The following is a 13,887-nucleotide window of genomic DNA, read 5'->3' as shown; positions in this document are numbered from 1 at the left end:
TAATAATGAAATATTATTAAAATTCTAAAAAATCACATATCAATTTAAGTAGATTTTAAATAAATAAAGCCGACTCTCGTCGGCTTTATTTATTTAACCTTCTAAAACTTCTTCTAATAACTCTTCACTCGGTGCAAAGTAATACGCTCCGTCCATTGGCATAACAAAGTGAAGTAAGCGGTCGTGAATGCCGTCACCGCTAGTACCGAACATGCGAACCAGCATGCTGTCGATAATGCTGAGATCTTTGGTATAGGCAATAAAGAACAAACCTTGGTCACCGCGGCCATCGCCATAAGGCAATGAATGACGCAAAATTGCGAGTTCTTCACCCTCACCATCTTCAACAACGGTACGTGATACATGTGAGTTTTCAGGTTGTTCGTCTTCGTTCAACTCAATCGATTCAAGTTTGGTACGCCCAATCACATGCTCTTGTGCATCAACTTTGAGCTTTTTCCACTTATCTAAATTGTGTGCATAACGCTGTGCAAAGACAAAAGAACCATCAGCAAAAATACCCGCATCTTCTGCTAATAATGCTGTTTCAGCACGGTCATCTGGAAATTGAGGGTTTTCAGTACCATCAATAAAGCCAGTTAAGTCACGGCCATCGAAATTACGGAAGCAAACACGCTCATCTAAAACCTCAACTTTATCTTGAATGCCATCAAAGAAAGCTTGGCTTAAAGCAAAGCAAATATCTGTACGCTGTGCCGCAATGTGAATCAGCACATCTGCTGGCACTACAGGCATGTTAAATGAACCTTGAATTGGATCAAGTTGTTTAAAGCCTGCTGGAGATTGAATATAAAGTTGTGCCCAAAGTTCAGGTCCAAAAGCTACAGCTGTTTTAATCTGTGCATTAGGATGTTGGGTAATCAGACGATCACGAGTATTAAATAAGTCTTCAAGTTGTTCTTTTAATTCGCTAATCGTTAAATCTTTTAAACGTAAAACAATAAAACGAGCATGATCTGAGGGTAATGGCAAAATTACAGATTGAGCAGACATTCATGGCTCCTAAAAATTATAATTTCTGAGTGGCTGTGTATATTGTGCCTTAAGCAGCGCTGAGAGTGTAGCCTTCATTTGGCCTTTTAGCGTGCATTATTGTCATGAAAATAGAGTAAATGTCATATAATACAGACCCATTTCAAACTTGAGCTAATGATGTCCTATCAAATCTGGATTGCATATATGTTGGCATGTTGGGTGATTAGTGTTTCCCCTGGTGCAGGTGCAATTGCGTCTATGTCGAGTGGTTTGAATTATGGGTTTAAGCATGGGTATTGGAATGCAATCGGCCTGCAATTGGCACTTTTGGTTCAGATCGCCATTGTTGCAGCTGGGGCAGGGGTCTTATTTGCGACGACACCATGGGCTTTTATGATCGTGAAATGGTTTGGTGTGGGCTATTTATTATATTTGGCTTATTTACAGTGGACAGCGCCAATAGAGTCTATTGAAATTCAACAAAATTTACCAAATAAATCACGTTCAAAATTAATTTTACATGGCTTTTTGGTCAATATGAGCAATCCTAAAGCGATTGTATTTTTGTTGGCAGTTTTGCCGCAGTTTTTAGATTTATCCAAACCCCAATGGATTCAATATGTCATTATGGCTGCAACGATGATTAGCATCGATCTGATTGTCATGGCGGGGTATACCGGTCTCGCTGCAAAAGTACTGCGATTATTAAAATCACCCAAACAACAAAAATATTTGAATCGAACCTTTGCGGTATTATTTGCTTGTGCGGCGAGCTTATTGAGTTTGGTGCATCAATAAATCCAGTGAGATGATTCTGAGCATCGTATTTGACGTGCAAAAAAAGCCATGCAGTTGCATGGCTTTTTCATTTTTATATGTCGCGAATTGAACAATGAACGTTCCTACTTAAGCCACTTTCTTAAATTTTTGTAGAATAAAAATTAGGGCAAAGAGCAGCGCCATGGTTAATACAATGGTCAGTCCTGTAGAAGTATTTAAACCAGCACTCGACCATAACCCCACGGTCACACCGACTTGGGCAATGATGAAAGACCACAGCACCATTTGTTTCGGGGAATTTGCCAATAAACGAGCGGTTAATGCAGGAATCACTAACAATGCACCCATCAGCAATGAGCCGACAGCTCGTAAAGCCAATACAGTAAATAATGCCAGTAATAACATAAAAATCAGACGTTGCCATTTGGCACTGACACCTTCACTGACTGCAATATCGGGGTCAATGGCAATCTGAATCTGCGATTGCCAACTTTTATACAGCACGGTCAGTGCCACAATGATCACCATTGCAAAGACAGGCAAATCTGACCAAGAAATGGTGAGTAAATCACCAAATAAATAGCTGAGTAATTCAGGTCTTAAGCTGGGCAAATGTTGTATGAACAGTAAGCCTGAGCACAGGAGTGTTGCAGAACAAAGCGCGAGCAAAGCGTCATTGGGCAAGCGTGGATCGTGTAACACCCATAAGATTGCAACCAATAAGAGCGCAATCAATGTAACGCCTGTCCAAAGCGGTAGACTCATCGCACCGGCAATGGCGACACCGAGTAAAGTGCCATGTGCCATGGTGTCCGCAAAAAATGACATGCGACGCCATAACATTAAACAGCCAAGCGGCGCAGTCAGGAACACCAGCAAAGTGCCCATGATCCATGCTGGCAAAAGGAGTTGTAGCCATTCCATCATGGATTATGCTTCCGGTTCAGGGTGAATATGGGGACGAGAGTCATGCTGGCAAGGCGTTGCACTATCGCCATGCGCACAGTGATCGTGATGGTGTTGATAGAACACACGATTTGTTCCAAAGATCGCTTGATATTCAGGATGTTGCTGCACATTTTCAGGCAAGCCACTGCAACAAATATGTTTGTTCAGGCAAACCACACGGTGCGTGCCTTGCATGACCCATTGTAAATCATGAGAAACCATCAAAACTGCACAGCCATATTTTTCTGGCAAGCTACGCACGTAGTCATACAGTTCTGCTTCAGACTGGATATCCAGACCTTGCATGGGTTCATCCAAAACCAATACATTCGGTTGGCGCAATAAAGCCCGTGCAATCAATACACGTTGACGTTCGCCGCCCGACAATTGCTGAACTTTAGATTGTTGTAACTTGGCAATGCCTGTATCACGAATAATTTCTTGCTTGATATTGGCATCACATTTTTCTAGGGCCAATAAATCACACACACGTAGCGGTAAGCTGTGTGATGGATTAAATTTTTGTGGCACATATGAGAATTTTAATTTTTGTGTGCTGATCACTTTGCCAGATACAGGTTTTACAATACCCAACAACACTTTGATTAGCGTGGATTTGCCTGCACCATTAGGACCAATCAATGTGACAATTTCTTTTTCGTGTAAGGCGAAATCTACATTTTTTAAAATGTCACGTTCATCGATTCGGACATGAACATGCTCTAAAGCCACAATGGGCTTCATATTTAGTGTTTGCTGCGGCACTGCTGACAGATCCCTGAAATTTCAATAATACTGTGATGTGCAGTAAAGCCATCGGATGCAGACAATTCATCGAGTTGCGCCATCAAGCCTTGAGCAGATGCTTCTTTGACTATTTTACAGTCTGTGCAAATCAGAAATGCTGCTTGATGTCCTTCGCGCGGATGGCAACACGGGATGTACGCATTAATCGAAGTCAGACGGTGAATCAAACCTTTTTCAAGCAGAAAATCCAGCGTACGGTACACTGTCGGTGGAGCTGCAGGTCGGTCAGACTCACTTTTGATTTTAGCCAAAAGGTCATAAGCGCCCATTGGTCCTGTTGCATTTAAGATCAGTTCTAATACTTCTTTACGCAAGGGCGTAAGTCGAGCACCCGTCGCACTACAGAGACTCTCAGCTTCAGCAAGGCGCTGTTCGACATTATGATGATCGTGTACACCATGCAAAGCATTATGATGTTCGTGTGAACATGCGCTCATAGCCAACCTCGAGTACGAAACTGTATAAAGAAAAAGACTTTAAATCTTAACATGAAGCGTAAGGACTTACGAACAGACGTAGGTTTTTTTACGATTTTGTTATATTATAACACTATTCATTTTATGGTGCTCTCTCCCCATGTCCCGTGTAATTCTTTTTTGTAGTTTGGCTTTATTTAGTGTGATGAGCTGGGCGCAAGGCCTCGTTGTTTCTACACAACCGATTTATCTAATCGCGAAGGATGTACTCAAGGGTGTAGAGCAGCCAAAACTATTGCTTGACCATCAATCTGGACATGATGTGAGTTTGACGCCTGTGCACCGTAAAACCGTGCAAGATGCCAATCTCGTTTTATGGTTAGGCCATGCACACGAAGCACCTTTAGCAAAAATGTTAGGTGAAAGTGGCAAAAGTATCGCTATTTTAGACTCAGGCATTATCAGTGCTTTGCCATTACGGGATGTTCGTGGCAATGCATTAAAAGGCACAATCGATACACATGTCTGGCTTGAACCTAACAATGCGGTTCGAATTGGCTTTTTTATTGCTGCTTTACGTTCACAACAGTTTCCAGAACATCGTGAAAAATATTGGGCCAATGCGCGTGCATTTGCGCAGAAACTCTTGATCACAGCCCAAAAAACAGATGTGTCGAGCCGTGCTCAGCCTTACTGGTCCTACCACGATGCCTATCAATATCTTGAGCGCTCACTGAATTTGAAATTTACCGGTGCGTTGACAGATGATCCACATGTCGCGCCGACATTGGCACAAATCAAATACTTGAAAGACCATCGCGCGCAGCCAAAAGTATGCTTACTTGCAGAAGCACATGCCAGCCAAAATCAGTATCAAAAGCTCGGTGGCATCGTCTTTCAGCCGGTGGACGAAACCATGAGTGGGGCAGGGGATTTTGTAACAGCATGGAAGATGTTGGCTGATAAAACCCTGAAGTGCACACTAAATGCGCGAAAGTAATGTAAAAAACAAACAACTATTGATTAGTTTGAAAGCAGTTTACCAATTTAAAAAAACACGACTAAGGTCGGGAAAAGATTGCAAGTTAAGGGGTGTAACTCTATAATGCCTGCGATTAAAAATAATCATCAGTTAAACTTGTCAAGCAGAATTGCTGTGAGTGAACAAAAATGAGTCGAACTAGTCGCATGATTGATCGACGATTAGCGAAAGCTTTAGTCATCTTACAAGCAGTAATGATTCCTGTTTCAGCCCTGATTGGTTGGGTCCTTAAAGACACAATCACAGCATATAGTGCAGCTTTGGGTGCGTTGGTATGCTGGCTAGCAAGTAGCTACTTTTCATGGCAGTCGTTTCGTGCGGCTGGTGCCCGTGCCTCTAAACAGGTGCTGTCAAACATGTATCGTGGCTTAATGGGCAAGTTTGCAATCGTGATTGTTGGATTCATTTTGATTTTGATCAATGTCAAACCGTTGTCAGCGGTGGCATTGTTTTGTGGTTTTATGCTCGTACAAAGTATGTCGTGGGTCGCTCCTTTTTGGGCAACACGCTTAAAAAAACGAGTATAAGCACAACAAAAAATTGAAAAGTTTTTTGGAGAGTAACGAGATATCAGGCAGCACGCGATATTCGTTTTCTCTATTAGTTTTGACATTGACCAGGTGTGATTTATGGCTGCTGAAGAACATGCCCTTACTTCGACCGAGTACATTCAGCATCACTTGACTAACATGACCTATGGCAAAATGCCAGATGGTACTTGGAAGTTAGCTGAGACTGCTAAAGAAGCTCAAGAGATGGGGTTCACTGCTATTCACTTGGATTCAATGGGTTGGTCTATCGGCCTTGGTATTGTTTTCTGTTTGTTGTTCTGGGTTGTGGCGAAAGCTGCAAACTCTGGTGTTCCGACCAAGTTCCAGTCTGCAATCGAAATGATTATCGAGTTCGTTGACTCAAGTGTCCGTGACACTTTCCATGGCAAATCGCGCTTAATCGCGCCGTTAGCGTTGACCATCTTCGTGTGGATTTTCCTCATGAACTTGATGGACTTGATCCCTGTTGACTGGATTCCTTATACAGCTCAATTGATCGGTGCTAACGTGTTTGGTATGGATCCTCACCACGTTTACTTCAAAATCGTTCCATCTACTGATCCTAACATTACCCTTGGTATGGCATTGTCAGTATTTGCGTTAACTATTTTCTATAGTATCCGTGAGAAAGGTCTTGTCGGATTCGGTGCAGAATTTGCACTTAACCCATTTAACCCAAGTAACCCAGTTTTAAAAGCATTACTTATTCCAGTAAACATTATTCTTGAATTAGTAACTTTTATTGCACGTCCAATCTCATTGGCTCTACGACTGTTCGGTAACATGTATGCGGGTGAGTTGATCTTCATCTTGATCGCATTATTGCCGTTCTGGATCCAGTGGGCGTTGTCTGTGCCTTGGGCGATCTTCCATATTCTTGTTATTACGTTACAAGCATTCATTTTCATGATGTTGACTATCGTATATATGAGTATGGCTAGCGAAAAGCATTAATGGTATTGCTCAACTGTCAAAGGGTGGTTGGGCACACAATTTTTTAACTTAATTTGGTATAAACCTAACCTCTGAGGAATTATCATGGAACTCACTTTAGGTCTAGTTGCAATTGCATCTGCTATCTTGATCGCTTTTGGTGCTTTAGGTACTGCGATTGGCTTTGGTCTTCTAGGCGGCCGTTTCTTAGAAGCTGTTGCTCGTCAACCAGAATTGGCTCCACAACTTCAAACTCGTATGTTCTTAATCGCGGGTCTTCTTGATGCTGTGCCTATGATCGGTGTTGGTATTGGCTTGTTCTTCATCTTCGCTAATCCATTTGTAGGTTAATCAGCTTAATTCCTAAATTAAACTATTGAGGAATAGCAATGAATATCAACCTCACATTGATTGGCCAAGCGATTGCTTTTGCGATTTTTGTCGCATTCTGCATGAAATTTGTTTGGCCACCACTAATCAATGCGATTAGTGAGCGTCAGCGTAAAATCGCTGATGGCTTAAACGCTGCTGAAAAAGCGAAAGCTGACCTTGCGGATGCGCAAGCACAAGTGAAAGCTGAATTAGATGCGGCTAAAGCACAAGCGGCTCAATTGATCGAACAAGCGAACCGTCGTGGTGCGCAATTGGTAGAAGAAGCGCGTACTCAAGCTGCGGCTGAAGGTGAGCGTATTCGTCAACAAGCTAAAGAAGCTGTTGATACTGAAATCAATGCTGCTCGCGAAGAATTACGTCAACAAGTTGCTGCTCTTGCAGTTACTGGCGCAGAAAAAATTCTGAACCAGCAAGTTGACGCAGAAGCTCACAATGCCATGCTGACTCAGCTGGCTGCTAAACTTTAAGAGAGGCGGATTATGGCTGAACTCTTGACGTTGGCACGCCCATACGCTAAAGCAGCATTTGCTTACGCTTCTGAGCAAAATGCAACTGACGCTTGGTCAAATGCATTAAACTTGCTCAGTGCTGCGGTGCAAGACGAAGCATTTTCAGCTTATCTAAATCGCCCTGAGCTTACTCCTGCTGAGCAGGTAAGTGTTTTCGCAAAAGTTTTAGGTGAAGACCAGACTGCAGCAGTGTCAAACTTTTTGACATTGCTTGCTGATAATGACCGTCTGGCACTTCTTCCTGAAATTTCAGAAGAATACGAACAGCTCAAATCACAGAATAACAATACTGTGGATGTAGTGATTGAATCTGCATTCCCATTGACTTCTGTACAAGAACAATTACTTGCGCATGCATTAGAGAAAAAATTCGAAGCTGCCGTAAATGTTTCAGTAGAAGTTAACCCAGCGTTAATCGCGGGTGTAGTTATTCGTGCAGGCGACCAAGTGATAGATGATTCTGCGCTTAACAAGCTTGAAAAAATGCGGACTCGTCTTCTTGCTTAACAGCTTGAAGACTGAACTTTAAAAAGATTGAGGTATAGCGCAATGCAACAACTGAATCCATCCGAGATCAGTGCGCTCATTAAACAGCGTATCGGCGATCTGGACACCAGCGCGACCGCTAAGAACGAAGGGACCATTGTTATGGTTTCCGACGGTATTGTGCGCATTCACGGCCTTGCTGATGCAATGTACGGTGAAATGATCGAATTCGACGGCGGCTTATTTGGTATGGCACTGAACCTAGAACAGGATTCAGTGGGTGCCGTTGTCTTAGGTAACTACTTAAGCCTTCAAGAAGGTCAAAAAGCTCGTTGCACAGGTCGTGTATTAGAAGTTCCGGTTGGTCCAGAACTTTTAGGCCGTGTAGTAGATGCTTTGGGTAACCCAATTGATGGTAAAGGCCCTATTGACGCAAAACTTACTGATGCTGTTGAAAAAGTAGCACCAGGCGTAATTTGGCGTCAATCAGTGGATCAACCTGTACAAACTGGTTATAAATCAGTAGATACAATGATCCCTGTTGGTCGTGGTCAACGTGAGTTGATCATCGGTGACCGTCAAACTGGTAAAACAGCTATGGCGATCGATGCGATCATCGCTCAGAAAAACTCTGGCATTAAATGTATCTACGTAGCAATTGGTCAAAAACAATCGACTATCGCTAACGTTGTGCGCAAGCTAGAAGAAACTGGCGCTATGGCGTACACAACTGTTGTAGCAGCTGCTGCAGCTGATCCTGCAGCGATGCAGTATCTTGCTCCGTATGCTGGTTGTACAATGGGTGAGTACTTCCGTGACCGCGGTGAAGACGCGCTTATCATTTATGATGACTTGTCTAAACAAGCTGTTGCTTACCGTCAAATTTCATTGCTTCTACGTCGTCCACCAGGTCGTGAAGCATATCCTGGTGACGTATTCTATCTACACTCACGTTTACTTGAACGTGCTTCACGTGTATCTGCTGACTACGTTGAGAAATTCACTAACGGTGAAGTTAAAGGCCAAACTGGTTCATTAACTGCATTACCGATTATTGAAACTCAAGCCGGTGACGTATCTGCATTCGTACCTACAAACGTAATTTCGATTACTGACGGTCAGATCTTCTTAGAAACATCATTATTCAACGCAGGTATTCGTCCTGCTGTGAACGCGGGTATCTCTGTATCACGTGTTGGTGGTTCTGCTCAGACTAAGATCATCAAAAAATTGTCAGGTGGTATCCGTACCGCTCTTGCGCAATACCGTGAATTAGCTGCGTTTGCTCAGTTCGCTTCTGACCTTGACGAAGCAACTCGTAAACAGCTTGAACATGGTCAACGTGTAACTGAGCTTATGAAGCAAAAACAATATGCTCCATACTCAATTGCTGACCAAGCTGTTTCAATTTATGCATCTAACGAAGGCTATATGGCTGACGTAGAAGTGAAGAAAATCGTTGCATTTGATGCTGCGTTGATCTCTTACTTCCGTTCAGAACATGCTGCGTTAATGCAAAAAATTGACGAGACTGGTGCTTACGATAAAGAAATCGAAGCAGCAATCAAAGCAGGTATTGAAAGCTTTAAAGCGACTCAAACTTACTAAGATTCAACGATGTTGAATCTGGTTCTGGTTTGGTTCACGGATCAACCTTCGAAAGCTCGAAAGGGCTTTCGAATACTAGGTTAAGCGTATGGCAAATTTAAAAGAAATTCGCGCCAAAGTAGCTAGTATCAAAAGCACGCAGAAAATTACTCGCGCGATGCAGATGGTAGCAGCTTCTAAGATGCGTCGTGCGCAAGAGCGCATGGCTCAAGGCCGTCCGTATGCCGAAAATATGCACCGTGTAATTGCTCATTTGGTACAAGCGAACCCTGAATACAAACACCGTTATATGGTTGAACGTCCTGTAAAGCGCGTTGGCTATATCATTGTTTCTTCAGATCGCGGCCTTGCTGGTGGTTTGAACATTAACTTGTTCAAAAAAGTGGTCAAACACGTACAACAGCAACAAGAGCAGTCAATTGAAGTTCAATTTGCTTTAATTGGTCAAAAAGCGGTTTCGTTTTTTAAAAACTACGGCGGTAAAGTTCTTGGTGCAACTACAAACGTAGGTGATGCTCCGAGTCTTGAACAGTTAACTGGTTCTGTACAGGTGATGTTAGACGCGTTTGATAAAGGCGAGTTAGATCGTATTTATCTAGTGTCAAACGGCTTTGTCAACGCCATGACTCAAAACCAAAAAATCGAACAGCTTGTTCCTTTAGCAGCTGCTGAGGAAAGCGAAGGCCTAAATCGTCAATACGGTTGGGACTATATCTATGAACCAGAAGCTGAAGAGCTTCTAAATGGTTTATTGGTTCGTTACATTGAGTCTATGGTTTATCAAGGTGTGATTGAAAACATCGCATGTGAACAGTCTGCTCGTATGGTTGCAATGAAAGCTGCAACTGATAACGCGGGTGAATTGATCAAGAGCCTACAACTTATTTATAACAAGCTGCGTCAAGCCGCGATTACTCAGGAAATCTCTGAGATCGTTGGTGGTGCCGCTGCCGTTTAACATTATTAGTTTGAATTGAGGAGACAGCAATGAGTAGCGGTCGTATCATTCAGATCATCGGCGCGGTTATCGACGTCGAGTTTGAACGTAACAGCGTTCCTAAGATCTATGACGCTCTCCATGTTGATGGTACTGAAACTACATTAGAAGTTCAGCAGCAACTTGGTGATGGCGTAGTTCGTACTATTGCAATGGGTTCTACTGAAGGCCTTAAGCGTGGTCTTACTGTAACTAACACTGGCGCGCCTATCTCTGTACCTGTAGGTACTGCATGTTTAGGTCGTATCATGGACGTTCTTGGTCGCCCTATCGACGAAGCTGGTCCTGTTGGTACTGAAGCTCGTTTACCAATTCACCGTCAAGCGCCTTCTTATGCAGAACAAGCGGCTTCTACTGACCTTTTAGAAACTGGTATTAAAGTCATTGACTTACTTTGCCCGTTCGCTAAAGGTGGTAAAGTTGGTCTGTTCGGTGGTGCCGGTGTTGGTAAAACTGTAAACATGATGGAGTTGATCAACAACATCGCGAAAGCTCACTCAGGTTTATCTGTGTTTGCTGGTGTTGGTGAACGTACTCGTGAAGGTAATGACTTCTATCACGAAATGAAAGACTCAAACGTTCTAGACAAAGTAGCAATGGTCTACGGTCAGATGAATGAGCCACCAGGTAACCGTTTACGTGTAGCGTTGACTGGTTTGACTATGGCTGAGTACTTCCGTGACGAAAAAGATGAAAACGGTAAAGGCCGTGACGTTCTATTGTTCGTCGACAACATCTATCGTTATACACTAGCGGGTACTGAAGTATCAGCACTTCTAGGTCGTATGCCATCTGCAGTAGGTTACCAACCGACTCTTGCAGAAGAGATGGGTGTTCTTCAAGAACGTATTACGTCTACTAAGTCTGGTTCTATTACGTCAATCCAAGCGGTATACGTACCTGCCGATGACTTAACAGATCCATCGCCTGCGACTACCTTCGCTCACTTGGACGCGACTGTTGTATTGAGCCGTGACATCGCATCTTCTGGTATTTACCCAGCGATCGATCCACTTGACTCTACTTCACGTCAGTTAGATCCACTTGTAGTGGGTACTGAGCATTACGAAATCGCTCGTTCAGTTCAAAACGTTCTTCAACGTTACAAAGAATTGAAAGACATTATCGCAATTCTTGGTATGGACGAATTGGCAGAAGAAGACAAACTTACTGTATACCGTGCACGTAAGATCCAACGTTTCTTCTCTCAACCGTTCCACGTAGCTGAAGTGTTTACTGGTGCTCCTGGTAAACTTGTACCGCTTAAAGAAACAATTCGTGGCTTTAAAGGTCTTCTAGCTGGTGAATACGACCACATTCCAGAACAAGCGTTCTACATGGTTGGTGGTATTGATGAAGTTATTGCTAAAGCTGAGAAACTTTAATTAGTTCCCTAATTTAGGAGATTCTCATGGCGACTATGCAATGTGACGTTGTAAGTGTTAAAGAGTCTTTGTACTCTGGCGCTGTAACTATGCTAATTGCTAAAGGTGCTGGTGGTGAGTTAGGTATTATGCCTGGCCATGCGCCACTAGTAACTTTGCTCAAGCCGGGCGCAATCCGCGTTCTGCTTGAAAATGGTACAGAAGAATTAATCTATGTATCAGGTGGTGTACTTGAAGTTCAACCGCACGTTGTTACTGTACTTGCAGATACTGCAGTACGTGCTGACAACCTTGATGAAGCAGCAATTATTGAAGCTCGTAAACAAGCTGAACAATTGTTAGCAAATCAAAAGAGCGACTTGGACTCAGCTGCTGCTTTGGCTGCTCTTGCAGAAACTGCTGCTCAGTTGGAAACCATCCGCAAAATCAAAAACCGCGCTCAATAAGACGCAGTTTGAGATTGAAAGAGCCACCCGAAAGGGTGGTTTTTTTATGGCTGAATAATAAATAAATTTGATTATATTTTGATTAATTGTTATTTTTCAAATGCTTAAAAATATATCAATGGAATTAATGATGTCTAATAAAATCTTTTTTACATTACTATTATCTTTGGGATTTGTTGGGTGTGCATCCGTACCTAAAGCAGATCAAAATGCGTCAGCACTAGTCGAATAATTTAATTCCCCCACAAGAAGTCAATGCAGGAATTTACGTATATCGCTCAGCTTCTGTGAAAGGCCCTGCCTTAAAGAAAGATGTATGGGTAGATGGGGAATGTTTAGGTGAAACCTCTCGTGGAGTATTTTTTTATAAAGAAGTATTTGGTAATCAAAAACATACAATTTCGACTGAATCAGAATTTTCACCTAACGATTTGGATATTGAAACTGCGGCAGGTAAACAATATTTTGTTCAGCAATTTATTAAAATGGGCGCATTTGTAGGTGGGGCAAATTTAAAACTGGTTGATGAGCAAACAGGCAAAAAGGCCGTTAGCGAATATGCATTTGCACAAGGTGGTAATTGCAGCAAAGCCACCATCGCATTGAAATAAAGGTTTATATGTAGATAAAAAACTACTCGAAAGGGTAGTTTTTATCCCTAAATTAGTTGAAATTGATCAATCTAAAGTTGAATATATTTTATTCAATACAATCTTTATGGTGATTAAATTCAATCAGCTAGCATTGCACCATGAACCTTATCGCCTATGAGCCGCATTTTTGGGAACTTTATCAAGACTTTGATCAATATTATTTGAGCATTGCGGTTGATCTAAGTTCTGTCGTGTCATGTTGGGATGTTGAACTCTCCCATGAAGAAGTCCAGCAATATGAACACCGTGGGCGCGTGAGTATTCAAGAACTGGCAAAATCGATGGTCGCTGCTGCTTATAAAGGTGATTTTGCTTCATTAGAAAGTCGTTTAGTGAAACCATATGAGCGTCAGGCCATGCAATCGGCTTTTAAAAAATGGAAAGATAGCCAAAAAGCAGGTTAATGGTTGTTATTCATGCATGGGTAAAATTGAAAACTCGCCGTGACTGATAATTTTAATTTTAAAAATTTGATCAAAGCCTTCATCCTGTGATGGAACTTGAAGCTTGCGATAAGTCGCACGCACGCCAACTTCTGGAATATGGGCTTTGCCTTCACGAAAACTGTTACGCTTTAAGGTGCTGTCCAAATCGGTTTCAAAATAGTAAGCAATGACTTCAAACCCTGCATCTACTGCGCGTTTTATATAGCGAGCACGAGCTTCCTGATCTGGGTTGGTATTATCAATCACCATTTTGGTTTTGGATGCCAAACCTGCTTCAAAGATCATATTTTCCCGATGTCGGGTTTTCAACATATCCAAATTAATACGTAAATGGCTATGATATAAATTCAACATGTAAAAGGTTGATTTGCCAGAGGCTTGAACGCCTGTAAAAATAATCAGCTGCATAGTATTTGCAATGAAAGCACGGAATGAATAGTAGAGTATTAAATCAGCAACCCAGTTTTGCTACAATCTCTGCAAAATAAATA

The 13,887-nt window shown here is 42.3% G+C and carries 17 protein-coding genes and 1 pseudogene; 13 read left to right on the top strand and 5 right to left on the bottom strand.

Annotated elements, in window-relative coordinates; translation table 11 throughout:
* Positions 1 to 93: 93 nt before the first annotated feature.
* Positions 94 to 1,014, bottom strand: a complete 921-nt coding sequence (locus AVJ20_RS15730; protein WP_111885886.1) for a Dyp-type peroxidase — start codon at positions 1,012 to 1,014, stop codon at positions 94 to 96.
* 159 nt (positions 1,015 to 1,173) lie between these two features.
* Here AVJ20_RS15730 and AVJ20_RS15725 point away from each other — a divergent pair, with 159 nt between their 5' ends.
* On the top strand, positions 1,174 to 1,794 hold the full coding sequence (locus AVJ20_RS15725; protein ID WP_111885885.1) for a LysE family transporter: 621 nt from the start codon (positions 1,174 to 1,176) through the stop codon (positions 1,792 to 1,794).
* 108 nt (positions 1,795 to 1,902) lie between these two features.
* On the opposite strand, the gene znuB is transcribed toward AVJ20_RS15725, so the two are convergent.
* The 3 genes from znuB to AVJ20_RS15710 are packed head-to-tail and all read right to left on the bottom strand — an operon-like array spanning position 1,903 to position 3,968.
* Entirely contained in the window at positions 1,903 to 2,703 is an 801-nt protein-coding gene (znuB, locus tag AVJ20_RS15720) for a zinc ABC transporter permease subunit ZnuB (protein ID WP_111885884.1), read from the bottom strand.
* A 3-nt stretch (positions 2,704 to 2,706) separates the two neighbouring features.
* Positions 2,707 to 3,468 (bottom strand): zinc ABC transporter ATP-binding protein ZnuC, encoded by a 762-nt coding sequence (gene znuC, locus AVJ20_RS15715; RefSeq protein ID WP_078194027.1) that lies wholly within the window; start codon positions 3,466 to 3,468, stop codon positions 2,707 to 2,709.
* 2 nt (positions 3,469 to 3,470) lie between these two features.
* Positions 3,471 to 3,968 carry a transcriptional repressor gene (locus AVJ20_RS15710; protein WP_078191481.1) on the bottom strand — a complete coding sequence of 166 codons (498 nt, stop codon included), beginning with the start codon at positions 3,966 to 3,968 and terminating at the stop codon, positions 3,471 to 3,473.
* Between the two features lie 139 nt (positions 3,969 to 4,107).
* Between AVJ20_RS15710 and AVJ20_RS15705 the strand changes: the two genes are divergently transcribed.
* The 12 genes and pseudogenes from AVJ20_RS15705 to AVJ20_RS15650 all read left to right on the top strand — a co-directional run bounded on the left by AVJ20_RS15705 (position 4,108) and on the right by AVJ20_RS15650 (position 13,354).
* Positions 4,108 to 4,947, top strand: a complete 840-nt coding sequence (locus tag AVJ20_RS15705; RefSeq protein WP_111885883.1) for a metal ABC transporter solute-binding protein, Zn/Mn family — start codon at positions 4,108 to 4,110, stop codon at positions 4,945 to 4,947.
* Positions 4,948 to 5,117: 170 nt separating this feature from the next.
* Positions 5,118 to 5,516 (top strand): ATP synthase subunit I, encoded by a 399-nt coding sequence (locus tag AVJ20_RS15700; RefSeq protein WP_078194025.1) that lies wholly within the window; start codon positions 5,118 to 5,120, stop codon positions 5,514 to 5,516.
* Positions 5,517 to 5,618: 102 nt separating this feature from the next.
* On the top strand, positions 5,619 to 6,494 hold the full coding sequence (gene atpB / locus AVJ20_RS15695) for a F0F1 ATP synthase subunit A (RefSeq protein ID WP_078194024.1): 876 nt from the start codon (positions 5,619 to 5,621) through the stop codon (positions 6,492 to 6,494).
* A gap of 84 nt (positions 6,495 to 6,578) precedes the next feature.
* On the top strand, positions 6,579 to 6,824 hold the full coding sequence (gene atpE / locus AVJ20_RS15690) for a F0F1 ATP synthase subunit C (RefSeq protein WP_000424060.1): 246 nt from the start codon (positions 6,579 to 6,581) through the stop codon (positions 6,822 to 6,824).
* Positions 6,825 to 6,862: 38 nt separating this feature from the next.
* The gene (locus AVJ20_RS15685; protein WP_078191477.1) at positions 6,863 to 7,333 is read left to right on the top strand and encodes a F0F1 ATP synthase subunit B; all 471 of its coding nucleotides are present in this window, start codon (positions 6,863 to 6,865) and stop codon (positions 7,331 to 7,333) included.
* Between the two features lie 12 nt (positions 7,334 to 7,345).
* The gene (locus tag AVJ20_RS15680) at positions 7,346 to 7,882 is read left to right on the top strand and encodes a F0F1 ATP synthase subunit delta (protein ID WP_078191476.1); all 537 of its coding nucleotides are present in this window, start codon (positions 7,346 to 7,348) and stop codon (positions 7,880 to 7,882) included.
* A gap of 42 nt (positions 7,883 to 7,924) precedes the next feature.
* The gene (atpA, locus tag AVJ20_RS15675; protein ID WP_078194023.1) at positions 7,925 to 9,469 is read left to right on the top strand and encodes a F0F1 ATP synthase subunit alpha; all 1,545 of its coding nucleotides are present in this window, start codon (positions 7,925 to 7,927) and stop codon (positions 9,467 to 9,469) included.
* A gap of 88 nt (positions 9,470 to 9,557) precedes the next feature.
* Positions 9,558 to 10,427 carry a F0F1 ATP synthase subunit gamma gene (atpG, locus tag AVJ20_RS15670; RefSeq protein ID WP_078191474.1) on the top strand — a complete coding sequence of 290 codons (870 nt, stop codon included), beginning with the start codon at positions 9,558 to 9,560 and terminating at the stop codon, positions 10,425 to 10,427.
* A gap of 29 nt (positions 10,428 to 10,456) precedes the next feature.
* On the top strand, positions 10,457 to 11,851 hold the full coding sequence (gene atpD / locus AVJ20_RS15665) for a F0F1 ATP synthase subunit beta (protein WP_078191473.1): 1,395 nt from the start codon (positions 10,457 to 10,459) through the stop codon (positions 11,849 to 11,851).
* 26 nt (positions 11,852 to 11,877) lie between these two features.
* Positions 11,878 to 12,297 carry a F0F1 ATP synthase subunit epsilon gene (locus AVJ20_RS15660; RefSeq protein ID WP_078194022.1) on the top strand — a complete coding sequence of 140 codons (420 nt, stop codon included), beginning with the start codon at positions 11,878 to 11,880 and terminating at the stop codon, positions 12,295 to 12,297.
* Between the two features lie 130 nt (positions 12,298 to 12,427).
* A pseudogene (locus AVJ20_RS15655) lies at positions 12,428 to 12,908 on the top strand (DUF2846 domain-containing protein).
* Positions 12,909 to 13,048: 140 nt separating this feature from the next.
* Positions 13,049 to 13,354 (top strand): hypothetical protein, encoded by a 306-nt coding sequence (locus tag AVJ20_RS15650; RefSeq protein WP_111885882.1) that lies wholly within the window; start codon positions 13,049 to 13,051, stop codon positions 13,352 to 13,354.
* 6 nt (positions 13,355 to 13,360) lie between these two features.
* Here AVJ20_RS15650 and AVJ20_RS15645 read toward each other — a convergent pair whose 3' ends face one another.
* A complete protein-coding gene (locus AVJ20_RS15645; protein WP_111885881.1) occupies positions 13,361 to 13,804 on the bottom strand; it encodes an AAA family ATPase in 444 nt (147 codons plus the stop codon).
* Positions 13,805 to 13,887 lie beyond the last annotated feature (83 nt).

It is taken from the genome of Acinetobacter sp. CFCC 11171 (genome assembly GCF_003268405.1).
Lineage (GTDB): Bacteria > Pseudomonadota > Gammaproteobacteria > Pseudomonadales > Moraxellaceae > Acinetobacter > Acinetobacter amyesii.
The sequence above is the reverse complement of the archived record's forward strand: the minus strand, read 5'-3'. Positions and strand labels throughout refer to the sequence as shown.

Excerpts from the sequence above, each read along its gene's own strand:
- AVJ20_RS15730 (WP_111885886.1), bottom strand. The coding sequence starts at position 1,014 with ATGTCTGCTCAATCTGTAATTTTGCCATTACCCTCAGATCATGCTCGT.
- AVJ20_RS15725 (WP_111885885.1), top strand. The coding sequence starts at position 1,174 with ATGTCCTATCAAATCTGGATTGCATATATGTTGGCATGTTGGGTGATT.
- znuB (WP_111885884.1), bottom strand. The coding sequence starts at position 2,703 with ATGATGGAATGGCTACAACTCCTTTTGCCAGCATGGATCATGGGCACT.
- znuC (WP_078194027.1), bottom strand. The coding sequence starts at position 3,468 with ATGAAGCCCATTGTGGCTTTAGAGCATGTTCATGTCCGAATCGATGAA.
- AVJ20_RS15710 (WP_078191481.1), bottom strand. The coding sequence starts at position 3,968 with ATGAGCGCATGTTCACACGAACATCATAATGCTTTGCATGGTGTACAC.
- AVJ20_RS15705 (WP_111885883.1), top strand. The coding sequence starts at position 4,108 with ATGTCCCGTGTAATTCTTTTTTGTAGTTTGGCTTTATTTAGTGTGATG.
- AVJ20_RS15700 (WP_078194025.1), top strand. The coding sequence starts at position 5,118 with ATGAGTCGAACTAGTCGCATGATTGATCGACGATTAGCGAAAGCTTTA.
- atpB (WP_078194024.1), top strand. The coding sequence starts at position 5,619 with ATGGCTGCTGAAGAACATGCCCTTACTTCGACCGAGTACATTCAGCAT.
- atpE (WP_000424060.1), top strand. The coding sequence starts at position 6,579 with ATGGAACTCACTTTAGGTCTAGTTGCAATTGCATCTGCTATCTTGATC.
- AVJ20_RS15685 (WP_078191477.1), top strand. The coding sequence starts at position 6,863 with ATGAATATCAACCTCACATTGATTGGCCAAGCGATTGCTTTTGCGATT.
- AVJ20_RS15680 (WP_078191476.1), top strand. The coding sequence starts at position 7,346 with ATGGCTGAACTCTTGACGTTGGCACGCCCATACGCTAAAGCAGCATTT.
- atpA (WP_078194023.1), top strand. The coding sequence starts at position 7,925 with ATGCAACAACTGAATCCATCCGAGATCAGTGCGCTCATTAAACAGCGT.
- atpG (WP_078191474.1), top strand. The coding sequence starts at position 9,558 with ATGGCAAATTTAAAAGAAATTCGCGCCAAAGTAGCTAGTATCAAAAGC.
- atpD (WP_078191473.1), top strand. The coding sequence starts at position 10,457 with ATGAGTAGCGGTCGTATCATTCAGATCATCGGCGCGGTTATCGACGTC.
- AVJ20_RS15660 (WP_078194022.1), top strand. The coding sequence starts at position 11,878 with ATGGCGACTATGCAATGTGACGTTGTAAGTGTTAAAGAGTCTTTGTAC.
- AVJ20_RS15650 (WP_111885882.1), top strand. The coding sequence starts at position 13,049 with ATGAACCTTATCGCCTATGAGCCGCATTTTTGGGAACTTTATCAAGAC.
- AVJ20_RS15645 (WP_111885881.1), bottom strand. The coding sequence starts at position 13,804 with ATGCAGCTGATTATTTTTACAGGCGTTCAAGCCTCTGGCAAATCAACC.